Annotated in this window: 21 protein-coding genes; 15 read left to right on the top strand and 6 right to left on the bottom strand. The window is 69.2% G+C overall.

Annotated elements, in window-relative coordinates:
- The first annotated feature begins 117 nt into the window (after positions 1-117).
- From ABT313_RS42095 to ABT313_RS42075, 5 genes are all read left to right on the top strand, one after another.
- Entirely contained in the window at positions 118-1,023 is a 906-nt protein-coding gene (locus ABT313_RS42095) for a lysylphosphatidylglycerol synthase domain-containing protein (protein WP_350866269.1), read from the top strand.
- A complete protein-coding gene (locus tag ABT313_RS42090) occupies positions 1,020-1,643 on the top strand; it encodes a glycerophosphodiester phosphodiesterase (protein ID WP_350866268.1) in 624 nt (207 codons plus the stop codon). The genes ABT313_RS42095 and ABT313_RS42090 overlap by 4 nt, the downstream gene beginning before the upstream one ends.
- Before the next feature lie 130 nt (positions 1,644-1,773).
- A complete protein-coding gene (locus ABT313_RS42085) occupies positions 1,774-2,097 on the top strand; it encodes a hypothetical protein (protein WP_350866266.1) in 324 nt (107 codons plus the stop codon).
- A 5-nt stretch (positions 2,098-2,102) separates the two neighbouring features.
- The gene (locus tag ABT313_RS42080) at positions 2,103-2,474 is read left to right on the top strand and encodes a hypothetical protein (protein ID WP_350866264.1); all 372 of its coding nucleotides are present in this window, start codon (positions 2,103-2,105) and stop codon (positions 2,472-2,474) included.
- On the top strand, positions 2,471-5,002 hold the full coding sequence (locus ABT313_RS42075; protein WP_350866263.1) for a cation-translocating P-type ATPase: 2,532 nt from the start codon (positions 2,471-2,473) through the stop codon (positions 5,000-5,002). The genes ABT313_RS42080 and ABT313_RS42075 overlap by 4 nt, the downstream gene beginning before the upstream one ends.
- Here ABT313_RS42075 and ABT313_RS42070 read toward each other — a convergent pair.
- Together ABT313_RS42070 and ABT313_RS42065 are read right to left on the bottom strand one after the other, a co-directional pair.
- A complete protein-coding gene (locus tag ABT313_RS42070) occupies positions 4,951-6,981 on the bottom strand; it encodes a hypothetical protein (protein WP_350866261.1) in 2,031 nt (676 codons plus the stop codon). The genes ABT313_RS42075 and ABT313_RS42070 overlap by 52 nt on opposite strands.
- A gap of 112 nt (positions 6,982-7,093) precedes the next feature.
- Entirely contained in the window at positions 7,094-7,378 is a 285-nt protein-coding gene (locus ABT313_RS42065) for a DUF1876 domain-containing protein (protein ID WP_350866259.1), read from the bottom strand.
- A 157-nt stretch (positions 7,379-7,535) separates the two neighbouring features.
- On the opposite strand from ABT313_RS42065, the gene ABT313_RS42060 reads away from it, so the two are divergent.
- On the top strand, positions 7,536-7,742 hold the full coding sequence (locus tag ABT313_RS42060) for a hypothetical protein (RefSeq protein WP_350866257.1): 207 nt from the start codon (positions 7,536-7,538) through the stop codon (positions 7,740-7,742).
- On the opposite strand, the gene ABT313_RS42055 is transcribed toward ABT313_RS42060, so the two are convergent.
- Positions 7,709-8,683: an ATP-binding cassette domain-containing protein gene (locus ABT313_RS42055; RefSeq protein WP_350866255.1), complete on the bottom strand. Its 975-nt coding sequence runs from the start codon at positions 8,681-8,683 to the stop codon at positions 7,709-7,711. The two genes, ABT313_RS42060 and ABT313_RS42055, sit on opposite strands and share 34 nt — an antisense overlap.
- Before the next feature lie 222 nt (positions 8,684-8,905).
- On the opposite strand from ABT313_RS42055, the gene ABT313_RS42050 reads away from it, so the two are divergent.
- The 9 genes from ABT313_RS42050 to ABT313_RS42010 all read left to right on the top strand — a co-directional run bounded on the left by ABT313_RS42050 (position 8,906) and on the right by ABT313_RS42010 (position 20,835).
- Positions 8,906-10,156 (top strand): MFS transporter, encoded by a 1,251-nt coding sequence (locus ABT313_RS42050; protein ID WP_350866254.1) that lies wholly within the window; start codon positions 8,906-8,908, stop codon positions 10,154-10,156.
- Positions 10,153-13,785, top strand: a complete 3,633-nt coding sequence (locus ABT313_RS42045; RefSeq protein WP_350866252.1) for a nitrate reductase subunit alpha — start codon at positions 10,153-10,155, stop codon at positions 13,783-13,785. The genes ABT313_RS42050 and ABT313_RS42045 overlap by 4 nt, the downstream gene beginning before the upstream one ends.
- Positions 13,785-15,407, top strand: a complete 1,623-nt coding sequence (gene narH / locus ABT313_RS42040; protein ID WP_350866250.1) for a nitrate reductase subunit beta — start codon at positions 13,785-13,787, stop codon at positions 15,405-15,407. Before ABT313_RS42045 ends, narH begins: the two co-directional genes overlap by 1 nt.
- Entirely contained in the window at positions 15,404-16,054 is a 651-nt protein-coding gene (narJ, locus tag ABT313_RS42035) for a nitrate reductase molybdenum cofactor assembly chaperone (protein ID WP_350866249.1), read from the top strand. The genes narH and narJ overlap by 4 nt, the downstream gene beginning before the upstream one ends.
- Complete coding sequence (gene narI / locus ABT313_RS42030; RefSeq protein WP_350866247.1) at positions 16,051-16,767, top strand: respiratory nitrate reductase subunit gamma; 717 nt, start codon at positions 16,051-16,053, stop codon at positions 16,765-16,767. The genes narJ and narI overlap by 4 nt, the downstream gene beginning before the upstream one ends.
- 119 nt (positions 16,768-16,886) lie before the next feature.
- Positions 16,887-17,390 (top strand): flavodoxin domain-containing protein, encoded by a 504-nt coding sequence (locus ABT313_RS42025; protein ID WP_350866245.1) that lies wholly within the window; start codon positions 16,887-16,889, stop codon positions 17,388-17,390.
- A 9-nt stretch (positions 17,391-17,399) separates the two neighbouring features.
- Positions 17,400-17,945, top strand: a complete 546-nt coding sequence (locus ABT313_RS42020) for a flavodoxin domain-containing protein (RefSeq protein WP_350866243.1) — start codon at positions 17,400-17,402, stop codon at positions 17,943-17,945.
- Positions 17,942-19,456 carry a long-chain-fatty-acid--CoA ligase gene (locus tag ABT313_RS42015; RefSeq protein ID WP_350866241.1) on the top strand — a complete coding sequence of 505 codons (1,515 nt, stop codon included), beginning with the start codon at positions 17,942-17,944 and terminating at the stop codon, positions 19,454-19,456. Before ABT313_RS42020 ends, ABT313_RS42015 begins: the two co-directional genes overlap by 4 nt.
- A gap of 11 nt (positions 19,457-19,467) precedes the next feature.
- Positions 19,468-20,835, top strand: a complete 1,368-nt coding sequence (locus tag ABT313_RS42010; RefSeq protein ID WP_350866333.1) for a WS/DGAT/MGAT family O-acyltransferase — start codon at positions 19,468-19,470, stop codon at positions 20,833-20,835.
- On the opposite strand, the gene ABT313_RS42005 is transcribed toward ABT313_RS42010, so the two are convergent.
- The 3 genes from ABT313_RS42005 to ABT313_RS41995 all read right to left on the bottom strand — a co-directional run bounded on the left by ABT313_RS42005 (position 20,828) and on the right by ABT313_RS41995 (position 24,744).
- Positions 20,828-21,622 carry an esterase/lipase family protein gene (locus ABT313_RS42005; protein ID WP_350866239.1) on the bottom strand — a complete coding sequence of 265 codons (795 nt, stop codon included), beginning with the start codon at positions 21,620-21,622 and terminating at the stop codon, positions 20,828-20,830. The genes ABT313_RS42010 and ABT313_RS42005 overlap by 8 nt on opposite strands.
- A gap of 158 nt (positions 21,623-21,780) precedes the next feature.
- The gene (locus tag ABT313_RS42000; RefSeq protein ID WP_350866237.1) at positions 21,781-22,365 is read right to left on the bottom strand and encodes a hypothetical protein; all 585 of its coding nucleotides are present in this window, start codon (positions 22,363-22,365) and stop codon (positions 21,781-21,783) included.
- Between the two features lie 207 nt (positions 22,366-22,572).
- The gene (locus ABT313_RS41995) at positions 22,573-24,744 is read right to left on the bottom strand and encodes an alkaline phosphatase family protein (RefSeq protein WP_350866235.1); all 2,172 of its coding nucleotides are present in this window, start codon (positions 24,742-24,744) and stop codon (positions 22,573-22,575) included.
- Between the last annotated feature and the right edge of the window lie 52 nt (positions 24,745-24,796).

The following is a 24,796-nucleotide window of genomic DNA, read 5'->3' as shown; positions in this document are numbered from 1 at the left end:
AGGTCCGCACCGCGTCGAGATGCGGCCCTTGAACCGGCCGGTTATCGTCCAGTCATCGGATTGACCGGTAGGGCGCGCCGCACCGCGCCGGACCGGAGGCCCCCGGAAGGACCCCTCATGCACCTGGGCCGGCAACACCTTGTGCGGCTGATGAACCGCGTCCACCGCGTCGCGACGCACCGCGGCACGCGCGTAGCCGTACTGATCACCGCGGTCGCGCTGTCACTGTGGAACGTCGACCGCGTTCCACACACCGCACTGCTGCCGGCGGCACTCGGCCTCCTGCCGTTCGCGATCGGCAAGTACGTCCTGTGTCCGCTGCGCTGGCACGCGATCTCCACGAGCGGCCGGACCCGGCGCTGGCACCTGCGTGCGTACGCCGAGAGCGAGATCCTCGGACTCGTCACACCCTGGCACGCGGGCGCCGACCTCTGGCGGGTGCACCGGCTCGAGACCATCGACGTACGCCGTTCCAGCGCGGTGGCCGAGGTCGCGCTGGACCGGTTCATCGGCGCCGTCGGGCTCGTCGCCGCCGTCGTGGTCACCGGCGTCACGCTGCCGTGGACGGTACTGGCGATCGCGCTCGGCGCCGCTGCGGTCGTGCTCGTCGTGGCGCTCGTGGTCCGCCGTCGCCGGCCCTTCCTCGCGGGCCGCTGGCCGTGGCCGTCGCCGAAGGTCTTCGGATTCGGGATCCTGCTGTCGATCGGCTACCAGGCGACGATCCTCGGTCTTCTCGTCGGTGCCATCGACGCCGTCGGCGGTCCGGTGCCGGGTCTGCAGCTGGTCGCGGTGTTCGGCGCGAGCCAGATCGCGGGCGTGCTGCCCGGAGTACACGGCGCGAGCCCCCGCGAAGGCGCGCTGGTGGCCGGGCTCGCCGCTATCGGCGTCTCGTGGCGGGAGGCCTTCGGGGCAGTGGCGCTGACCGCGTTGCTGTACTGGATCCCCGCGCTCCTGATCGGCGGCACGTTCCTCTTCCTGCGCTGGCGGGGCTGGTTCACCGAGCGGCGGCCGGAGGCGGCATGAGCGGCCCGCTCGTCGTCGCGCATCGCGCCGGCAACGACCTGAGCACGTTACGGACCGCTCTCGACGGCTGCGCGGACCTCGTCGAGGCCGACATCCATGCCTACCGCGGCCGCCTGGAAGTGCGACACCGCAAGACGCTCGGCCCGTGGTGGCTGTGGGACCGGGGCGAGTTCGCCCGGCGGCGCGATGCCGAGGTGTTCGAGGTCGAGCAACTGCTGGCGGCAGCCGGCGGCGACCCGCGGTTGATGCTCGACCTCAAAGGCATCCATCCCCGCCTGGCGCCCCGGCTCGCACGCGCCCTGGCCGGCAGACCGGTGACCATCTGTACCCAGCATTGGTGGATGCTCGGCGCCTTTCACGACAGCGCGAACCTCCGGCTCGTGCTGTCGGCCGGGAGCCGGCGCGGGCTGCGGCGCCTCCGGTCACGTCTGCGCCGGCGGCCGGTGTACGGCGTGTGCATCCATCGGCGACTGCTCACTCCCGAGACGGTCAGCGAGCTCCGACAGTCCGCGGACGCCGTGTTCACCTGGCCGGTCGACACCGTGGCCGACCTGGCCGACGCGCGCCGCCTCGGCGTCGACGCGGTGATCGGCAAGGACCTCGGCGTACTGCGTCCCTGACCGGCTGGACGACCCGTCCGATCCGGGGCCAACGGCCCATGCGCCGACTCGGCCGCCGGCAGATGCTCGAACCGAGGACGGCGTCGTCCCGGACGGCCGCCGCCCCGCCGATCCACCGAAGGGAGTCGCCATGTCCAAGTCATCGACCCAGAGCCCCCCGGTCCGCCAGGCGTCGGCGGCGTCGGGCGGCTGGTTCGTCTGGATGGTCGGGTTGTGGGTGACGTTCTTCGTGCTGATGAACGCCGGCCGACTCGACGACGTCGCGGCCTGGATCCGCGACCTGCCGATCCTGCTCGAGATCCTCGCCTGGGTGGTGTTCTTCCCCTGGGTCCTGGGCATGGCGGTCTGGACCAGCGACTGGTCCGAGGACGTCCGGATGGCCTTGGTGATCCTGTTCGCCATCGTCTGGATCCTGGTCTCGATCCCCCGGCCCAAGCCGTCCGCCGAGAGGTGAGTGGGATGACGCTCCGTGCCCGTGACGTCGTGGCGATGCTGCTCGTCGTCGCCGTCCTGGTTCCGTACGTCGGCTACCTGATGAACGGCCAGATGCCGCTGATCGAGGACTCGAGCGCGATGGCCTCAACCGGTCTGGTGCTCGGCGGACTCGCATTCTGGGTCATCCGCGGCGGCGGACGCCCGACCCGTCCCGGCCGCGCCGAAGCTGGATCGGCGGCCCTGGCCATCGTGCTCTACATCCTGGCGATCGCACTGTCGGGGACAGCCGCCGCCGAGCTGCTGCTGGCTGCGTTCGTCTGCAGTCTGCTGCTGGTCTTCGCACTGGACCTGCTCGACCGCGGCGGCCCGCACCACGACACCACCCTCCACCGATGACCGTCCGGGTTTCGGCTCCGCGCGGTCTGTCCACCCGACAGGCCGCGCTCGCGCTGGTGGAGCACGGGCCGAACACGATTCCGGCTCCCCGGCCGCCGTCGCCCTGGCTGCGCGTGCTCGCGCAACTGCGGGACCCGATGATCCTGCTGCTGATCGCGGCCGCCGTCCTCACTGCCAGTCTGCACGACCTCACCGACCTGACCGTGATCCTGGTCGTCGTCGTCCTCAACACGACGGTCGGCGTCGTGCAGGAGATCCGCGCCGAGCACGCTCTGGCCGCACTGAACCGGTTGGCCGCACCGCATGCCACGGTACGGCGGGGAGACCGGACAACGGTCATCCGCTCGGCCGACGTCGTCCCGGGAGACGTCGTACTGCTCCAGGCCGGCGACGTGGTACCGGCCGATCTCCAGCTCTTCGACGCGGTCCGGCTGCAGGCCGACGAGTCCGCGCTGACCGGCGAATCCGTTCCTGTCGAAAAGGAGCCGACGGGCGAGCTGTACGCCGGCACGGTGGTGACCCGGGGCCGTGGCGCCGGCGTCGTCACCCGGACCGGAACGCTGAGCGCACTCGGCAAGATCGCCGTACTGCTGTCGAACCAGCGTCCGCGCGCCACCCCGCTGCAGCGCCGGCTCGCCGGTCTGAGCCGGGTCCTGAGCATCGTCGCTGTTGCACTGTCCGCGGTCGTCGCCGTCGCTGGCCTGATCCGCGGCCTGCCGTTGCCGTCGATGGTCGTCACCGCGGTCAGCCTGACCGTGGCCGCCGTACCCGAGTCGCTGCCCGCGGTCGTCACCCTCGCGCTCGCGATCGGCGCACACCGGATGGCCCAGCGCGCTGCCGTCGTACGCAAGCTTCCCGCGGTCGAGACCCTCGGCGCGGTGACCGTGGTCGCTACCGACAAGACGGGCACGCTCACCGAGGGCATCATGCAGGCCGAGCGGCTCTGGACCGAGTCGGGTACGGCGATCGCCTCGGGCTCGGGATACGACCCGGCCGGCGCGCTCGAACCCAGCTCCGCCGCGGTGTTCCGCCTGCTGCGTGACGTTGCCCTGTGCAACGACGCGGCGCTCCGACCGCCGACCGCCGACGACCCCGTCTGGCGGCCGATCGGCGATCCGACCGAGGCTGCGCTGCTCACGCTGGCCCACCGCGGCGGCGTCGATCCCGGCGAGTTGGGTCCGGCGTGCCCACGCGTGTACGAACTGCCTTTCGACAGCACCCGCAAGCGGATGACGACCTTCCACGAGCAGCCCGGCCGCGACGACGTGCTGGTCATCGGGAAGGGCGCGCCGGAGGTGCTGCTCACCCCCGAGGTCACGCCGTACGGCGACATCGTGCGCGCCAAGGCAGTTGCCGCGGAACTGTCGGCGGCCGGGTTCCGCGTCCTGGCCGTCGCGGACAAGGTCGTGTCGCCCCGCGCGCCCCGGACCGAGGACGAGCTGCACCTTGCCGGGCTGGTCGCGATCACCGATCCCGTGCGGCACAACGCAGCCGACGTGGTCACGTCCTTCGGCCGGGCCGGCGTCGACCTGCTGCTGATCACCGGCGACGCCCCCGGTACCGCGCTGGCTGTCGCCGAGCGTATCGGCCTGCGTGACGGCGGCGTGATCACCGGGGCCGACATCGACCACGGGACCGACCCGACCACCGGACACGTGTTCGCCCGCATCCGTCCCGAGCAGAAGCTCGACATCGTGGGCGCCTGGCAGGAGCACGGTCACGTCGTCGCGATGACCGGCGACGGTGTCAACGATGCACCGGCGCTGCGAAGGGCCGACATCGGCGTCGCGATGGGTCGCGGCGGAACCGAGGTGGCACGCCAGGCCGCCGACCTCGTCCTCACCGACGACGACCTCGGCACGGTCGAGGCCGCGATCGAGGAAGGCCGCCGGATCTACACCAACATCCGCACGTTCCTGCGCTACGCGCTCAGCGGCGGCCTGGCCGAGATCCTGGTCATGCTGATCGGCCCGTTGCTCGGTTTCGCCGTACCGCTGCTTCCCGGTCAGATCCTCTGGATCAACATGCTCACCCACGGCCTCCCCGGCGTCGCCATCGGCGCCGAACCCGCGGACCCGGAAGCGATGCGACGCCCGCCCCGCTCACCCCAGGAACAGATCCTCGGCGCGGGCCTGTGGCAACGAATCGCCGCGACCGGCACCCTGATCGGAGCCGTCACCCTCGTCGCCGCCTCCTGGGCCCATCACACCGGCGCCCCTTGGCAGACCATGACCTACCTCGTCCTCGGCCTGTCCCAACTAGGCGTCGCCCTCGCCCTCCGCCGCCCCACCACCCCCGGCACGCACCGCCTGCGCTTCCTCGACGCCGCCGTCGGAGGCGCCGTCGCCCTCCACATCCTGCCGATCTTCGTCGCGCCGGTACGGAGCCTGCTCGGCCTACAGCTTCTGACTGCCCCGCAAGTCCTCGTCGCACTTGCCCTCGCGGTCCTGCCCGCCGCCGCGATCGTGGTACGCCGTCACCGCGGCGCACGAGCCGCATCGACTCGTGCGCTGGTCTCCTCGAAGTGACGCCTCCGGATCAGCCGGCCCGGTACAGGGAGCCGCCGCCGGAGATGGCGATCGCGGTGGTCCTGCCGCCGACGTTGAGGGTGACGACGAACGTCGTACCGGAGTAGCGGGCGCTGTAGGTGACCGATCCGGACGCGCGGACCGGGACGACGAACGACAGGATCGACGCCGTCCTGCCGGAGCGCGCCATCATGACCGTCGGCGCCGACTTGCGGACGTAGCTGCTCGGATAGGTCCAGCCCTGGATCGGACTCGTCTGACCCTGCTTGACCAGGATCGCCCCGGGCGGAAGCGCCTGCTGGAAGGGCACCTGGAAGACGACGGTCCTGGTGCTGTCGCCCGGCGCCATCGCAACGGCAGTGGTTCGCGAGTAGACAGTCGCGCGTTGGTCCGCCGGCAGGTGCCACAGCGTCTGGAACGCCTGAGCCGTCCTCGCCGACGCGCGGTCCCAGGTGACGAGCAGGTCGGGGTCCTTCAACACCAGGACCGAACGGACCCGGCTGATGCCGGACCCGGGCGCGTCGCTGAACTGGTACGACTCCGACGTCGTCTTGACCGAGTACGCCGTCAGCTTCGTCGCCGGGTTCACGTCGGTCGACATCGGCGTGGTCAGCACGCTGTGCGCACTCGGACTGAGCGTCCACGTGCGCCACACACCCGGCGTTGTACGCGGCGTACCCGCCGTTGATGACGATGTCGCGGCCACGGGCCGTGTACGTGATGCCGGTGTGGTCGCTGTGCCCGTGGAAGGCCCGCGCCGGACCGAACCGGATGCTGTACGCCGACTCACCGGTGAACCCCCTGGCGGGATCGGTCCCCCAGCCGGTCCGGCCGAAGACGTAGCCGTTCGTGTAGACCCCGATCCGCCACGGTGGAACGGTGCCTTTGCTGCCGAGCGAACCGGCGTACTCCATCGGCGTGCCCGGCCACGGGTACGTCGCCTGCAGCTCGGTGTCCCCGATCTGCGGCAGTTTGCCGAGCGAGTTCGTCGCCAGCGCCAGCCACTTGCCCAGCAGCGCGCGCCGCGTCGACATCGTGGTACCGGGATCGACACCGCCGTTCTGCAGCACGGCGATGGCGCGGCCCCAGAGCGAGTAGTTGAACGAGGCGTAACCGGTGGACTGCTCGTTGGTCGATCCCTGCGAGTCGATCGACGTGGTGATCCCCGCAGCCAGCCGCTGGACCGCCAGGTTCTTGTAGTCACTGCGGTTCAGCGTGACCCCGACGCCGAAGAGCGCGATGCTCTCGTCGGTGCCGTGGTTCCAGGCGCCACTCCAGTAGTTGGTGAGGAACCGCGCGTGACTCAGCAGCGCGGTGTCGATCCACGCATAGTGGGCCGGCAGCGTCGTGACCTGCAGTCCGGACAGCACCGCCTGCCGCAGGCAGATCAGCACGTTGGTCCGGTGCATGGTCGACTCCCAGGCGCCGACGTTGCCCTTCCACGAGTACGGGTTGTCGCGGTACCAGTCGTACGCGATCGTGTCCACCCTGGTCAGCGCGGTCAGATCTCCGTTGCTCGCGGCAACGATTCCCTGACCCAGCCAGCGGAGCGAATGCAGCCACATGTACCAGCTGGCGTTCTTGTACGGGTTCGCCGCCCAGTTGATGTTCCCGCCGCCGTTGCCCACCTTCGTCGGCGCGTACGGCGCCCAGGTGAACTCGTCACGGTAGAGGTTGGCCAGCGGGTTCTGGGCATCCAGCCCACTGAAACCCGGGCACGCGTAGTACGGCACCGCCAGGCTCTGCACCGGCTGCTTGCCGATGTCCGTCGCCGGTGGCGCGGTCGGCGGTACGACGTTGCTCGTGCCCGGCACGAACTGGGCCTCGCCCGGCTCCACCGGCGCCGGCACGATCGTGATCCCCGGTCCCGCGGCCGTTGCCAGGCTCGATCCCGTTGCCGTTCCGGGCGCCATGACCGTTGCGCCAAGCAACGATATTGCGAGGCCGGCGATGACACCGGTCGTTCGATTGAATCGCATCAGTCTCCCCCTCTGTGCACCGCGGCCGAACGGCGGCGGTGCAATTGAGGGTCCGGCTGATCATCGGCGCTCCCCAGAGACCAATGTCCCGATCACGGCGGGTCGGTCGGCGTCAGCCGTGCAGCCGAACGGTCTGGTGGGTGATTGCTTCGATGTCGGTGGCGGCGGTGTGCAGCAGTTGGTGGGCGAGGTCCGACAGTGCGCGGGCCACGGCCAGCTCGTCGCCGATCTCGGCGATCTCGCTGTCGTCGGGGTTGCGGTGGGCGGTGCCGCGGCCGACCAGGTTGGTCCTGTCGTTGGTGTGCAGCCGCGCCTCGGCATGCGTGGTCCGGTCGTCCTCGTGCTCGTCGACGAAGACGTCGACGCGCCAGCGCCGACTGGTGATTCTCGTGGTCATGGTCCCGTCCTTCCGCCGTGGGATTCCTCTCTCGAGGCCATCGTCGGAAACCGCGCGGGCTGCGACCAGGGCCGTCGGTCCACGTGGCGGGGGAACTTCTGCCCTGTCGGTCCGCCGAGGACCGACGTGTGCTGGAAGTGTGAGAAAGGAGTCGGCCATGAGCGACCTCGAGAAGGACCGCGCCCAGCGAGACGCGCAACGTACTGCGTCCGGCCGCCGCTCGAGCGGTTCGGCCAACCCCGAGCAGGCGATGCTGCGGCATCTCGGCATCGAGCTCTACAAGGAGTGCCGTCGCAGCGAGACGCCGAAGAAGTCTTCAGCCGCGGAGGATCAGCAGCCGACAGATGGATCCACCGACCGGTGACCTTCGCCCCTGGGCGGAGCCGGTGGATCGAGATGCACTGAAAGCAGGCGAGGGGCGCCAGGCGAGACACGACGCGGCGGGTCCCCTCCCCGCGGACCGTGCTCGTCCATCCGTCGCCCGGGGACGGCCGGCGCCTCTCGCCGGTGACAGCGGAATGCCGGATGACTGAGGAGTGCCAGATGACTGTTCACAAGCCCGGACCGGACATCGAGAAGGCCCCGTGGTGGAGCCGTCCGGCGCGGATCGCGATCCGGGTGATCGCGATCGCCGTTGTCGCAGCTTTCGTGACGCTGACCGTCGTATGCCTGCTGAGCTTCTAGTCCGCCTGGAACAATGCTCGTCAACGGCACGATCCGGTCCGCGCAGTGCTCGGCGTCGGATTCGGACTGTGCGGTGATCAGTACGGCGGCGCCGCGGGCGGCTGCCTCGTGGAGAAGCGCCGGTACGACACTGCGAGCCTCGTCGTCCAGCTCGGTCATCGGGTCGTCCATCACGACGAGCTCCGGCCGGTGCATGAGCGCCTGGACGATGCCCAGCCGGCGCAGCTGGCCCCGGCACAGCGTGGCCATCGGGCGGTCCAGATCCAGGCCCAGGCGATCGGCCAGCTGGTGCGCGTACGTCGTATCGCAGCCACGGACCGCGGCGCAGATGTCCAGCACGTCGCGCGATGTCAGCGAACCCATCGTCTCGAGGTCCTTGACCAGGTACCCGATCCGCCCCTTCAGGTCAGCCGCGACCGGATCCGCGCCCAGCACCTGCACCGATCCCGCGGAGGTCAGCTCACCGACGACCACCCGGCTGATCGTGCTCTTGCCGGATCCGTTCGGACCGGCCAGGACGACAACCTCGCCGTACCGCACGACCAGATCCGTGAACCGCACGCCGTACGCCGACACGCCGGTCAACCGCACTGCCTCGTCCAACCGCTCCACCGTGCTCATCACAGCCTCCATTCGATTGGTTCGAGTCTCTGTCGCGGACTGTGAGCCGGACCACAGCCGTCCGCCCCGATTCCGGTAGACAGAGGTCCTCGGCAGGGTGGGTCCCGCACCGGCCTGCCGAGGGGTCCTTCGGCGCGTGTCGACGGGACCGTTGGCCCTCGACCAGGGGATCTGCCGGGACGACTCTGGAAGTCCGGGCGTCTGGTGACGAAGGGGCTGACGATGACAGAGACCAACGCCGGCGGGACGGCGCACCGATCGCCGTGGCTGATGCTTGCCGTGGCGACCGCGGGGTTCGCGGTGAACTTCTGGGCCTGGGCGTTGCTCAGCCCGTTGGGACCGCTGTTCCGCACCCAGGGCACGCTCGGCCGGCTGACGGAGTCCGATGTCGCGCTGCTAGTCGCCGTACCGGTCCTGGTCGGCTCGCTCGGCCGGATCCCGATCGGCGCGCTGACCGACCGGTACGGCGGCCGGCTGATGTTCCCGCTGGTCTCCGCGGCGACGATCGTGCCGATCCTGTTCATCGACCTGTTCGCGCTCGACTCGTACGGCGCGCTGCTGGTCGGCGGCTTCTTCCTCGGCATCGGCGGCACCGCGTTCGCGGTCGGCGTACCGTTCGTGAACGCCTGGTTCCCGCCCGAGCGTCGCGGCCTGGCGATCGGCATCTTCGGTGCCGGCATGGGCGGTACGGCGATCAGCGCGCTGACGACCGTGAAGCTGTACAGCAACGCCGGCCACCAGGCCCCGTTCCTGATCACCGCGATCGCCCTCGCGGTGTACGCCGTACTCGCCTGGTTCGTACTGCGCGACGCGCCCGGCCGCCGCCCGGCGCAAGGAGGGTTCCTCGAGCGACTGGTCGCGAACGCCAAGCTGCCGATCAGCTGGCAGGCCTGCATCCTCTACGCGGTCGCCTTCGGCGGGTACGTCGCGTTCTCGGTCTACCTGCCGTCGTACCTCAAGACCGCCTACGACCTCAGCGCCGCCGACGCCGCCAACCGGATGGCGGGCTTCGTCGTGGTCGCGGTGGTGATGCGGCCGGTCGGCGGCTGGCTGTCGGACAGGTTCGGCCCGATCCCGGTGCTGGCCGGCTGCTACGCGGTCGTCACCGCCGGCGCCGCGGTCGCGGCGACCACTCCGCTGCTCGAACACGTCGGCACGATCGCGTTCCTGGCGATGGCCGCGGCGCTCGGCGGCGGCAGCGGCGCCACGTTCGCGCTGGTCGCGAAGGTGACCGACCCGGCCCGCGTCGGCGGCGTGACCGGCCTGGTCGGTGCGGCCGGCGGTCTCGGCGGTTTCGTGCCGCCGCTGATCATGGGCTACGTCTACGGCCGCACGCAGTCGTACGGCATCGGTCTGACGTTGCTGTCGGTCACCGCGGCCTTGACGCTGCTTCTGACGCTGACGATCGTGAGAAGGACCGCCCAACCGAACACCCAGGGACAGAGCACAACGACCAGCGAGGGACTCGCATGAGTCTGGACAACGAGCTGACCGAAAGTCTGGTTCGAACCCGGCGCTACTTCACCAAAGGCAAGATCTCCGACGACCTGCGGACGATCACCAAGCAGGGCGGCCGTGGCGCCGACGACTTCTACCGGGATCGCTGGAGTCACGACAAGGTGGTCCGCTCGACGCACGGGGTGAACTGCACCGGGTCGTGCTCGTGGAAGGTGTACGTCAAGGACGGCATCATCACCTGGGAGACGCAGCAGACCGATTACCCGTCGGTCGGGCCGGACAAGCCGGAGTACGAGCCCCGCGGCTGCCCGCGCGGTGCTGCGTTCTCCTGGTACACCTACTCCCCCACCCGGATCCGCTACCCCTACATCCGCGGCGTCCTGCTCGATCTGTATCGCAAGGCCAAGGCGGAGTACGGCGATCCGGTCGACGCGTGGGCGCACATCGTCGACGACCCTGACCTGGCGAAGCGGTACAAGTCCGCCCGCGGCAAAGGCGGACTCGTCCGGGCGACCTGGGACGAGGCCACCGAGCTCGTCGCCGCCGCCTACGTGCACACGCTGAAGAAGTGGGGACCCGACCGGATCGCCGGGTTCTCGCCGATCCCGGCGATGTCTATGGTCTCGCACGCGTCCGGTGCCCGGTTCACGTCGCTGATCGGCGGCACGATGCTGTCGTTCTACGACTGGTACGCCGATCTGCCGGTCGCGTCGCCGCAGGTCTTCGGCGACCAGACCGACGTACCCGAGTCCGGCGACTGGTGGGACGCCGGCTACCTGATCATGTGGGGCTCGAACCTGCCCGTCACCCGGACGCCGGACGCGCACTGGATGGCCGAGGCCCGGTACCGCGGCCAGAAGGTGGTCGCGGTCGCGCCGGATTATGCGGACAACGTGAAGTTCGCGGACGAATGGTTGCCTGCGGCACCTGGTACCGACGGCGCGCTCGCGATGGCGATGGGGCACGTCATTCTCAAGGAGTTCTTCGTCGATCGCGAGACGCCGTACTTCACCCGCTACGCAAAGACCTACACCGACCTCCCCTACCTGATTCGACTCGACGCCATTGACGCAACCGACGGCGCCTATCGGCCCGGCAAGTTCCTCACCGCGGCGGACCTCGGCCGGGCCGAGGAGAACGCAGCGTTCAAGACGGTCGTCCTCGACGCGACCACCGGCGAGCCCGTCGTCCCGAACGGCTCCCTCGGCCATCGCTTCGGTGAGTCCGGCAAGGGCACCTGGAACCTGGATCTCGGCGGCACTGATCCACTCCTCACCCTGCTCGGCGAGGACAGTGTGCCCGTCAAGCTTCCGCGCTTCGACACTGACTCCAGCGACGACCTGCTGCGCGGCGTTCCGACCCGGCGCGTCGGCGGCCACCTCGTCACCACCGTGTACGACCTCATGCTCGCGCAGTACGGCGTCTCCCGCCCCGGCCTGCCCGGCGAGTGGCCGACGTCGTACGACGACCTGTCGCCGTACACGCCTGCTTGGCAGGAGCGCATCACCGGCGTGCAGGCAGCAGCGGCGGCGCGGATCGCGCGGGAGTTCGCGCAGAACGCCGAGGACTCGAACGGCCGGTCGATGATCGTCATGGGTGCCGGGACCAACCACTGGTTCCACTCGGACACGATCTACCGCGCTTTCCTCGCCCTCACGACACTCACCGGCTGCCAGGGCGTCAACGGCGGCGGCTGGGCGCACTATGTCGGACAGGAGAAGTGCCGCCCGATCACCGGCTGGGCACAGCTCGCCTTCGGGCTGGACTGGTCACGGCCGCCGCGACAGATGATCCAGACCGCGTACTGGTACCTGCACACGGACCAGTTCCGCTACGACCAGTTCGGCGCGGACACCTTCACCACGGGGCCCGGAAGCATGACCGGCAGGACCACCGCCGACCTGATCGCGATGAGCGCCCGGCTCGGCTGGATGCCGTCGTACCCGACCTTCAACCGCAACCCGCACGAGCTGGCCGATGAGGCCGCCGCGGCGAGCGTGCCGGTCGCCGAGCATATTGTCAACAATCTGAAAGCAGGCAATCTCCGGTTCGCCTGCGAGGATCCGGACGCACCGGAGAACTTCCCGCGCATCCTGTCGATCTGGCGGGCGAACCTGCTCGGTTCCTCGGCCAAGGGCAACGAGTACTTCCTCGAGCATCTGCTCGGCGCCGGCTCCTCGCTCCGGGCGAGCGAAGGCGTCCGTCCGCAGGACGTGGAATGGCACGACGAGGCCCCGCGCGGAAAGCTGGACCTGCTGCTCACACTGGACTTCCGGCAGACGAGTACGACGCTGTTCTCCGACGTCGTGTTGCCCGCGGCAACGTGGTACGAGAAGCACGACCTCAACACCACCGACATGCATCCGTTCGTGCACTCGTTCAACCCGGCGATCGCCCCGCCCTGGCAGACCCGGACCGACTGGGACGCCTGGCAGACCATCGCGGAGAAGTTCAGCGCGCTCGCCGCGACCCATCTCGGCACGCGCCGCGACGTGGTCGCCGTACCGCTGCTGCACGACACCCCGGACGAGCTCGCCACCCCGCACGGCGCCGTCCGGGACTGGAAGACCGGCGAGTGCGAGCCGGTCCCGGGCCTCACGATGCCCAAGCTCGTCGAGGTCGAACGCGACTATCCGGCCGTCGCCGCGAAGATGTCCGCGCTCGGCCCGCTGATGGAGAAACTCGGCGCGACCACCAAGGGCGTCACGTACGACGAGACCGCGTCGGTCGACTACCTCCGCGCCAAGAACGGCACCGTCGACGGCCGTCCCTCCCTGAAACGCGACATCCACGCCTGCGAGGCGATCCTCGCCCTCTCCGGTACGACGAACGGCCGGCTCGCGACCGAAGGCTTCAAGACGCTCGAGGCCCGCGTCGGCAAACCACTGCACGACCTGGCCGCCGAGCACGAAGGCAAACAGATCACGTTCGCCGACACCCAGGCCGCGCCGGTCCCGGTCATCACCTCGCCGGAATGGTCCGGCTCGGAGTCCGGCGGCCGCCGGTACTCGCCGTTCACGATCAACGTCGAGCGGCTGAAACCCTGGCACACCCTCACCGGCCGGCAGCACTTCTTCCTCGACCACGACTGGATGGCTGAACTCGGCGAGAACCTGCCCGTCTACCGGCCACCGCTCGACATGGGCGCCTTGTTCGCGGAGCCGGAGATCGGATCGATGACCGAGCACGGACTGACGGTTCGCTACCTGACACCGCACAACAAGTGGTCGATCCACTCGGAGTACCAGGACAACCTGTTCATGCTGTCGCTCAGCCGGGGCGGGCAGACGATCTGGATGAGCGACAAGGACGCCGCCAGGGCAGGGATCGCGGACAACGACTGGATCGAGGCCGTCAACCGCAACGGGGTCGTCGTCGCCCGGGCGATCGTGTCCCACCGGATGCCCGAGGGCACGGTGTACATGCATCACGCGCAGGACCGGCTCATCGACGTACCGCTGTCGGAGACTTCGAAGAAGCGTGGGGGGATCCACAACTCGCTGACCCGGCTGCTGATCAAGCCGTCACATCTGATCGGCGGCTATGCCCAACTGTCCTTCGCGTTCAACTATCTCGGGCCGACCGGGAACCAGCGCGACGAAGTCACGGTCATCCGGCGCCGCTCGCAGGAGGTGACCTACTGATGCAGGTCATGGCGCAGATGGCGATGGTGATGAACCTCGACAAGTGCATCGGGTGCCACACCTGTTCGGTCACCTGCAAGCAGGCGTGGACGAATCGCACCGGCACGGAGTACGTCTGGTTCAACAACGTCGAGACGCGGCCCGGCCAGGGCTACCCGCGCACGTACGAGGACCAGGAGACCTGGAAGGGCGGTTGGACGCTGAACAAGCGCGGCCGGCTCACGCTCAAGGCGGGCGGCCGCCTGAAGAAGTTGCTGACGATCTTCTCGAACCCGAAGCTGCCGTCGATCCACGACTACTACGAGCCCTGGACCTACGACTACGCCAACCTCACCGACGCCCCCGCGCAGGAGCACACTCCGGTCGCGCGGCCGAAGTCGCTGATCTCCGGCAAGGACATGAAGATCTCGTGGTCGGCGAACTGGGACGACGATCTCGGCGGTTCGAAGGCGACCGCGGAGCGCGACCCGATCCTGAAGAAGGTCGGCGACAAGGTCCGGTTCGAGTTCGAGCAGACGTTCATGTTCTACCTGCCGCGGATCTGCGAACACTGCCTCAACCCGTCCTGCGCCGCGTCCTGTCCCAGCGGCGCGATCTACAAGCGCACCGAGGACGGCATCGTGCTGGTCGACCAGGACCGCTGCCGGGGCTGGCGGATGTGCATCTCCGGCTGCCCGTACAAGAAGGTCTACTTCAACCACCGCACCGGCAAGGCCGAGAAGTGCACCTTCTGCTTCCCGCGCGTCGAGGTCGGCATGCCGACCGTGTGCGCCGAGACCTGCGTCGGGCGGCTGCGCTACATCGGCCTGATGCTGTACGACGCCGACAAGGTCCTCGCGGCCGCGTCGACCCCGGACGACCGCGGGCTGTACGAGGCACAGCGCGACGTCTTCCTCGACCCGTCCGATCCGGCGGTACGGCGTGCGGCCGAGCGCGCCGGGATCCCGCACGACTGGATCGAGGCTGCCCGGCGCTCCCCCGTCTACGCGCTGATCAACCGCTACCGGGTCGCGCTGCCGCTGCATCCGGAGTACCGCACGCTGCCGATGGTCTGGTACATCCCGCCGCTGTCCCCCGTTGTCGACGTCGTCCGCGAGACCGGGGAGGACGCGGAGAAGCGGGAGAACCTGTTCGCGGCGATCGACGCGCTGCGGATCCCGGTCGAGTACCTCGCCGAGCTGTTCACCGCCGGCGACGTCGCCCCGGTCGACCGGGTACTGCGCAAGCTCGCCGCCATGCGGTCGTACATGCGCGACATCAACCTCGGGCGCGACCCGGACGGCACCATCCCCGCCGCCGTCGGGATGGGCGAGGAGGAGATGTACGAGATGTACCGGCTGCTCGCCATCGCCAAGTACGACGAGCGGTACGTGATCCCGGCTGCGCATCCGGAAGCCCAACAGCAGGCGCACGACCTCGAGGAGCTCGCCTGCTCGCTCGACTACGAGGGCGGACCGGGAATGAGCCCGTTCGGCGAGGGATCCGGCGTACAGACCCCGCTCGCGGTCGAGAACTTCCGCGAACTGAAGGACCGCCAGACCGCCGACCGCGTCAACCTCCTCAACTGGGACGGCAACGGCCGGCCGAACGGCCTGTTCCCACCGAAGGGTGATGGGTCATGAAGACTGTGGCGGCCGACCAGCTCACCATCACGTGGCAGGCCGCATCGCTCCTGCTCGACTACCCCGACCAAGAGTTGGCCAGGCATCTTGACGTCATCCGGGCGGCCCTGCCCGCACTCCCCCGGGTCCTCGCCGAGCCACTCGCCGACACCGTCGCACAGCTTGCTTCAGGCAACCTTTCCGACCTGCAGACGCAGTACGTCGACACCTTCGACAACCGCCGCCGACACACCCTGTACCTCACCTACTTCGCCCACGGCGACACCCGCCGCCGCGGCGTCGCCCTGCTCCGCTTCAAGCAGACCTACCTGCGGTCCGGCTTCGTCCTCGACGAGTCCGAGCTGCCCGACCACCTCTGCGTCGTCCTCGAGTACGCCGCGACCGTCGACCAGCACCTCGGCCGGCGCCTGCTCATCGACCATCGAGCCGGCCTCGAGCTGCTGCGCCTGGCGCTCGCGGATGCCGAGTCCCCTTGGCACGGCGCCGTACAGGCGGTCACCGCGACCCTGCCGCCGTTGGCGGGCGACGAACGCCAGGCGATCGCGCGACTCGCCGCCGAAGGCCCACCGCAGGAGGAGGTCGGCCTGACTCCGTATGCGACACCAACCTCGTTGCCTATGCCAACGTTTCCCGGAGGGCCGCGATGAAGCAGTTCCTGTGGGTGGTGTTCCCGTACATCTGCCTGACGATCTTCGTCGCCGGGCACATCTGGCGGTACCGGTACGACAAGTTCGGCTGGACCACGCGCTCGTCGCAGCTCTACGAGAACCGGCTGCTGCGGATCGGCAGTCCGCTGTTCCACTTCGGCATCCTCGCGGTGTTCCTCGGCCACGTCATGGGCCTCGGCATACCGAAGAGCTGGACCGAAGCCGTCGGGATCCACGAAGGCCTCTACCACTTCCTGGCCGTGTCGATCGGCGCGATCGCCGGCTTCTGTACGCTCGCCGGCCTGACCATCCTCATCTACCGCCGGCGCACGGTCGGCCCGGTCTTCTCCGCCACCACGCGGATGGACAAACTGATGTACGTCTTCCTCGCCGCCGTCATCCTGCTCGGCCTCGCGAACACCGTGATCGCGAACCTCGTCGGCCACTACGACTACCGCGAAGGCGTCTCGATCTGGTTCCGCGGCATCTTCCGCTTCGACCTCCACCCCGACCTGATGGCCGAAGCGCCCCTCACCTTCCAGCTCCACGGCCTGTTAGCCATCACCCTGTTCGCCCTGTGGCCCTTCACCCGCCTGGTCCACGTCTTCAGCGCCCCGCTCGGCTACCTCACCCGCCCCTACATCGTCTACCGCTCCCGCGACCCGCACCCCGGCACGCACACCCCGCGCCGGGGCTGGGACAGCCCCCGCTGACCGGGGCCGCACGACCCTGACCAACCGGGTCCGACGACTCTGCGACCGGCCACGGGCCGTGGCGACGATGAGAACAAGAGCATGTCATCAAGCTGCTCTCCTCGACCGAAGGAGGCATGATGACCGTCAAGGTTCTCGTCGCCTACGCCACCAAGATGGGCTCGACCGCCAGTATCGCGGCCGCCATCGGCTCGGAACTCCGCGACGCCGGCTGCGACGTCGACGTCCATGAACTCGGCGCGGTCCAAGCGGTCACGCCGTACGACGCCGTCGTGCTGGGCAGCGCGATCTATCAGCGCCGCTGGATGCCGGAGGCGGTCCGTTTCCTCCGCCGGCACGAGCGCCAGCTGACAGCCCGGCCGGTCTGGCTCTTCCACTCCGGTCCGCTCGGCGCCGCCCGGGACCAGGATCAACCGGTCCCGCCCGACGTCGCCCGGCTGGCCCGGCTCGTCCACGCGCCCGCGGTCAAGACTCTCGCCGGCGAGCTCCAGGCCGACGCGGTCACACACCACCGGGACCTCGAACGCCTGGTCGGCGACTCCCGCGACTGGCAGAAGATCCGTGCCTGGTCCCGTGATATCGCCGCCGCGCTGCTGACCAGCGCTCCGGCGCTCGAGAGGTAGGTGGCGGAGATGTCCCGGAAGGTACTGGTGGCTTACGCCAGCAAGATGGGTGCGACGGCCGAGATCGCCGAGGGCATCGGTGGCGAGATCCGGCAGCACGGGCACGTCGTGGAGGTCTGCGAGGTGAAGCAGGTCCGATCGGTCGACGAGTACGACGCCGTCGTGGTGGGCAGCGCGATCTACGCCGGCCGCTGGCGCTCCGAGGCCGTTCGCTTCCTCAGCAAGCACGCCGACGCCCTGCACGACCGGCAGGTGTGGCTGTTCCACAGCGGTCCCGTCGGACCCCACGCCGATCAGCCGCAGGCGATGCCGCGCAAAGTTCGGCAACTGGCCGATCGCATCGGCGCCGGCCCCGCGACGACATTCGCCGGCCGGCTCGACCCCGAGACCGCCAAGGGCTTCCTCGCCCGCCGGATGGCCGCGACCGAACTCGGCGGGGACTCCCGCGACTGGGACCGCATCGGCGCCTGGGCCCAGGACGTCGCAGCCGCCATCACTTCGGCCGACGTCAGCACCTGGCGCCGTCCGGAGCAGGCACAGGAGAGGCTTCCATGAGTTTCAATCTCGCCACCATCTTGCATGAATCAGCACGCACCCATGCCGGCAAGACCGCCGTGATCAGCGGCGAGTACCGGCTGACGTACGCCGAGCTCGACGCGGCCTCCGACCGGTTCGCCGCCGGACTCCGCGCCCGGGGCATCCGCGCCGGGGACGCTGTCGGCCTCCAGTTGCCCAACCTGCCGCAGTTCGTCATCGCGTACTTCGGCCTGCTGAAGGCCGGCGCGATCACGGTGCCGATGAACGTTCTCTACAAAGCCGACGAGGTCGCATACATCCTCCGCGACGCGCAAGCGCGGATGCTGATCACCTGGGCCGGCGTGGCCGAGGAAGCCGCGAAGGGCGCAAGCCAAGCCGGAGTCGCCGACCTGGTGACGGTGACAGCTCCCGGGCTTCCCCGACCGGCAGCAGGCACTCCCTTCGAGCAGCTGCTCACCGAGACGGTGAGCGCGGCAGAGATGTATCAGTCCGACCCCGGCGACACCGCCGTGATCGTCTACACCTCGGGGACCACGGGTCGCCCGAAGGGCGCGGAGCTGACGCACTTCCAGCTGTTCATGAACGCGGACACTCCCGGCCGGCTGTTCGGGGTCGAGGACGACGACGTCATCCTCGTCGTACTGCCGTTGTTCCACGTCTTCGCGCTCTCGAGCATCCTCGACGTCTGCGTCCGGTTCGCGGCGACGATGACGCTCGTACCCCGCTTCGATCCAGGGACCGTGCTGGCGACCATCCAGCGCGACCGGGTCACGGTCTTCGAAGGCGTGCCGACGATGTACGTCGCGCTGCTCGCCCACCCTGACCTCGACCGGTACGACCTGTCGTCGCTGCGGGTCGGCGTCTCCGGCGGGGCGCCGATCCCGGCGACGGTGATCGACAACTTCGAACGGCGCTTCGGGATCGTCATCCTGGAGGGCTACGGGCTGTCCGAGACCGCCTCCACCACCACGTTCAACATCAGCGCCGACGATCGCCGGGTCTACAGCGTCGGACGGCCCATCTGGGGTGTCCAGGTGCAGATCTGGGACGACGACGGCGGCGTGCTCCCGCCGGGCGCGGGCAACATCGGCGAGCTGATGGTCCGCGGCGTGAACGTGATGCGCGGATACCGCAACGATCCCGAGGCGTCGGCCAAGGCGTTCACCCGCGGCTGGTTCCACACCGGGGACCTGGGTTATGTGGACGAGGACGGCTACTTCTTCATCGTCGACCGGAAGAAGGAGCTGATCATCCGGGGCGGGTACAACGTCTACCCGCGTGAGGTCGAGGACGTGATGTACACCCATCCCGCGGTCGCGCAGGCAGCCGTGGTCGGCGTACCGGACGAGCGTCTCGGTCAGGAGGTCAAGGCGTTCGTGGCGCTGCACCCCGGGTACGAGACCAGCGCCCAGGAGTTGATCGACCACGTGAAGGCGCGGATGGCGCCGTACAAGTATCCGCGCTCGATCGAGATCCGCGCGGAGCTGCCGATCACGGCCGCCGGCAAGATCCTGAAGCGGGAGCTGTAGCCGTGGACCGGATGACCCCACTCGACGCGCTGTTCCTCGAGGCCGAGGACGAGGAGCCCGGTGTCTCGATGGCGATCTCGTCGATCGCGGTCTTCGAAGGCCCGGCGCCGACGTACGCCGAGTTCGCCGAGCTGCTCAGGGGCCGGCTGCCGCTGATCCCGCGGTACCGGCAGAAGGCGCGGCAGCTCCCGTTCGATCTCGGGCCGCCGGTCTGGTACGACGACGAGAACTTCGAGCTCGACTACCACCTCCGCCACACGGCGCTGCCGGCGCCCGGCGGCGACGAGGAGCTGAGCGCACTGATGGCTCGGCTGATGTCCGCACGTCTCGACCGCGACCGCCCGCTGTGGGAGTACTGGCTGGTCGAAGGGCTCCGCGACGGCCGGTGGGCACTCGTCTCCAAGGTGCATCACTGCATGGTGGACGGCGTCTCCGGCACCGACTTGTACGGCGTCGTCCTCGACCCCACGCCGAAGCCGCAGCCCGCGGTCCCCGACGAGTGGGCGCCACAGCACCGGCCGACGACGATCAGCCTGACCGCCACGGCACTCGGACAGCTCGTCCTCACGCCGCTCCGGCAGCTCCGGCTGGCTGCCGACGGCTTGCGCCGGCCCGCGATGCTCGCGTACCGGTCGTGGAGCATCGGAAGCGGGCTCTGGGCCTTGTCCGAGGCACTCTGGCCGGCCAGCAGGTCGTCCCTGACCGGTTCGTTGTCCGCGAGCCGGCGGTTCGCGTTCGGCCGCGCGAAGGTGTCGCAGGTGAAGCAGATCCGGCACGCGTTGGGCGGTACGTTCAACGACGTCGTACTGACCGCCGTCGCCGGCGGATTCCGCGAACTGCTGCTGTCCCGGGGCGAGATCCCGCGGGAGAACTCGGTCCGGACCCTCGTTCCCGTCAACATCCGGGCGCCGGGCGAAGAAGGCATCCGGGACAACCGGGTCTCACTGATGCTCGCGCGGCTGCCGGTTCATCTCGACGATCCGGCCGACCGGCTGGCGGCCGTCCGGGAGCGGCTGGACGAGCTGAAGTCCGATCACGAGATCGACTCGGTCGCCCTGCTGACCGAGCTCGCCCGCCGCGAACCGTTCCCGCTGATCGCGTCGGGCTACCGGCTGGCGGCCCGGTCGCCGCAGCGGTCCGTCGTCACGGTCGTCACGAACGTTCCCGGTCCTCGGCAGCCGCTCTACGCGCTCGGACGCCGGCTGGTGGAGATCATCCCCTACGTGCCGATCGGCTCGACCGTGCGTACGGGCGTCTCGATCATGAGTTACTGCGACTCGGTTGCTTTCGGTGTGACCGGTGATTACAGCGAGCGCGACCTGGCCGTACTCGTCGACGGGATCGAGCGCAGCCTGGACGAACTCGCCGCGATCAGCTGACCCGCCTGGTCGCGTTCCCCGGATAGTGGCGGGCGAGAGCCGTCGGCGGAACGAACGGCTGCCAGTGACCCGGCGCGAGCGCCAGCCGGTCGGCGGCCAGCCAGAGGACGGCAGGATTGTGCCCGTACCCGAGATGACTCCCGGTGACCGCGACGTTCTGCCGACGCGGACCGGCAGGTTCGACGCAGGCCTGCCACGGCACGATGCCGTCGTGCTCGGAGTAGACGGAGGTGGCGGGCATCAGCAGCGGTGGCCTAGTGTGCTCGGGTGGCGGCATCTCGGAGTCCGGGATGTGCAGATGTGACAACAATCGAAACACCCTGTGCGCCGGGGTCTCCGCCCGACCGTGCAGCCGGTACGGGCTGCCCAGGGTGATCACGTCGCGCACCAGGAACGGCATCTCCCTGGCCAGCTCCCGGGCGTAGATACCGCCCAGGCTCCAGCCGATCAGGCTCACCGCCTGACCGTGCCGCGCCGACACCTGCCGCAGCCGCCGCCGGATTCCGTCGACGGTGGCCCGGGTCGGACCGACGTTCCGGCCGAGCCTCCAGCCGTGGGCGGGATAGCCCAGCCGGCCGAGGAACCAGCGCAGCGACGTGGTGGACGCGTCCGAGGCGAGCAAACCCGGCAGGACCAGAACCGGATGGCCGTCACCGCGCGGAGCCGACCGCAGTACGGAGCGCGCCGTTGCCAACTGGCCGAAGTCCACGACGCTGCGGCCCGGCTCGGTCAGATACCAGTGCAACGCGGGCGCAGCCGCATTCTTCTCAGCGGGTGAGGTGGGCATGGCGCCCTCCTTGGGTCAGACGGCCGATGCCGCTACCGTCGGGTATCCCCTTCAGGGTAAGCCGTTCCGTCAACTGTTCCACCTGACGGCGCGCCGTCCTGGTCCGGACCGACAGAACCGCCGGCCCGGGGACGGGCCGGCGGTTCTGGCTGCCGGAATCAAGCGGTGTGGGGTACCGCGCCGGTCAGTTTCGGCATCACCTCGGCGTCGGCGGGGACCCGGCGCAAGTGGGCGTAGCCGAGCAGCGACAGGATCAGCAGGATCCCGGCCGCCGCGAACGCGGTGATGGCGGCGTACAGGGCGATCTGTCCCATCTTGCCGAAGGCGTAGGCGTTGAGCAGCAGCCCGCGCAGCGTCTCACCCCGGAACACGGTCTGGACCTGTCCGGCCAGCTTGGCGTCGTTGGGGTTGGCCAGCGACTCCTGGGACAGCTGGGCGTACGTCTTCCCACCGGCCATCTCGTTGATGTGAACGGCGATGAAGTGGTTCGCGTACGCCTCGGCCTGGGCGCCGGTCACCAACTGCTGGCCGGCGTACTGCGACAGGTACGGCTTGACGGCCGGGTCCTCGAGTGACTCGCTGCCGGCCTTCGGGAAGAAGATCTGCTGTGCGGCGAGCTGAGTGTGGACCTGGTTGTCGACGAAGTTATGGGCCCACAGCAACAAACCGCCGGCCGCGACCAGAACGATCGCGAGAACGAACCCGGCGGAGGTGAGCAGCGCATCGAACGTCTTGCGGCGCATGATCGGTTCCTTTCAGCCGCTCGACGCGGCCAGGGAGTGGTGAACGTGTTGCTCAAAGTCTTCGCGAACACCACTCCCCGCGACCACGCACCGAAAGGCCTTCGTTCACGGGCCGATAGACCCGATTCGTCCCGACCACGCAGATGTGCCCGCGGTCCGGTGGGACCGCGGGCACATCGTGGTCAGGTCACAGCCGTGCGCGAAGGATCACTTCTGCGCGGTGCGGCCGGCGTACCGCTGCTGGAAGTCCGTGGACTCCTTTGCGGTGATGACTACGTCGTAGTACCCGTCCTCGGTCGGCCAGGTGACGACGCTGTGCTTGCCCGCGGGGACCTGGATGGTCGTCTTCCGGCCGGTGAAGTCGTTCGGGGTCAGCGTGTAGGTCACCGACCGGCTGCCAGCGGCAGTCAGGGTGAATTCGACGGCCGCCTTGTGCCCCTTGACCAGCCGGACGTCGACCCGCGGCTGGGCCGAGGTCTTGTCGCCGGCCGGTACGACGGTGCCGGCGAAGGACCGGATGAAGTGGTCAGGCCCGTAGAAGGTGAACGCATAGCTGCCGTTCGTCGCCTTGGTGTCCCAGGTGTACGACTTCGGCCGGTGGTTGCCGGCCGTGAGCGGCAGCGCGTCCTGACCGATGCCGAGCGGCTCGGCGCCGACCAGGGCGGGCACGTACTTGTCGGCCAGCCCGACCAGGTTGACCGCCTTGCCGCTCGGACCGCCTTCGACGGTGAAGGTGGCCGTCACTGCCCCGGTCACGGGGTTCTCGACGAGTACGCCGTTGGGCTGGAACGACAGCGGGCTCCGCTTGGCCTTACCGGTGATCGTCTGGGTCGGCATGACCTGCGCGCCGACCGCCGGCTGCGGCACGGGCGGCAGACCGGCGTCGGTGACAACGGACTTGAGCAGGTCGGCGGGGTTCGGGAGCTTCGGGAACGACGTGTCGAAGTTGCCGAAGTCGATCGCCGAGACCAGGTTGCCGGAGACGCTGCGCCGCCAGTCGTTGATGTTCTCGCAGATCGCCGGCCGGCCGAGGCTCTTGGTCCACTCCTCGATCAGCTGGATCGTCGAGGTGTGGTCGAAGACCTCGGAGTTGACGAAGCCGCCCCGGGTCCACGGCGAGACCAGCACGAACGGCACGCGGCCGCCCATGCCGGGCTTGATCCCGGGCGCCCGCTCGCCGACGGTTCCGGCCTCCGGGATCGGCGGCACGACGTGGTCGAAGAAGCCGCCCTCACCGATGCGGTTCGCGTGGTCGGGCTCGTCGTAGTTCAGGATGATCAGCGTCGACTCCCACAGCTCCGGGTTCTCGTGCACCGCCTGGATCACCCGGTTGGTGTAGACCGCGCCGTTGTTCGGGGCGTACGTCGGGTGCTCGGTCCACGCGGCCGGCGCGACGACCCACGACACCTCGGGGATGTCCCCCGACGCGCAGTCGGCGATGAAGTCCCGCAGTACGTAGTCGACGTTCGAGGTGTCGTTCTTGATACCGGCCGGCTGCGTGGTGTGGGCGTACACCACGTTGCCGCGGGCAAGCAGACCCTGGCGGGGCACGGTGTTCTCCGGGTTCGCGTTCTTCGGGTCGAACGCGGCGAACGACCGCACGGTGTTGTCGGTGTAGTCGCCGAGGAAGTCGTCGTCGGTGTCGTTGTTGACGTAGATCTGCCAGCTGACACCGGCGTCCTGCAACGTCTCCGGGTACGTCTTGAACTTGTACGCGTAGCCGTAGTCGCCGTTGTTGTTGATGACCGGACCGCCCTGCGTGCCGGCCGCGTCATTCGTACCGGCCCACATCATGATGCGGTTCGGGCTCGTGCTGGTGTCGAGCGAGCAGAAGTAGTGGTCGCCGATCGTGTAGGCCTTGGCGATCGCGTGGTGCCACGGCACGTCGGCTTCCATGAAGTACCGGTTGCGCGCGCTGGTGTTCTGCGCGTTGTACTTGAGGCTGTCAGCGTGGTACGGCAGCAGGTAGCCCTCGGCGCGGCTGTTCGGGTCGTAGTAGATCGTCTGGCCGTTCTGCCAGGTCAGCACCTGCTTGTCGGCGAAGCCGCGCGCGCCGGCCAGGTCGAGGGTGCCGAAGTAGTGGTCGAACGACCGGTTCTCCTGCATCACGATCACAACGTGCTTCAGGTCCTTGATCGTGCCGGTACGACGTGAGCGCTGCGCCGGGCCGGTCTGGGTGTCGGCCGCGGCGGCCTCCTGGGTCGCGGCGGTGTTCGTTGCGGCGTTCGGTGCGGCGTCGGCCGGGGCGGTCGTCAGCGCCCCGGCGGCGGCAACGGCACCCGCGGCGCCGGCGGCCTGCATCAGCCGGCGCCGGCTGATCCGGTTGCGCTCCGTGGCCGCCATGGTGCCGTCCGCGGATGCCGAATCGTTGTCAGACATGGGTTTACTACCTTGCCTCTCGTGGTGGAAAGTCCCCCACAGTCAACTGCGA

Origin of the sequence: Kribbella sp. NPDC000426 (genome assembly GCF_040300265.1) — a bacterium.
Classification (GTDB): Bacteria; Actinomycetota; Actinomycetes; order Propionibacteriales; family Kribbellaceae; genus Kribbella.
This window is presented reverse-complemented; position numbering and strand designations above follow the sequence as displayed.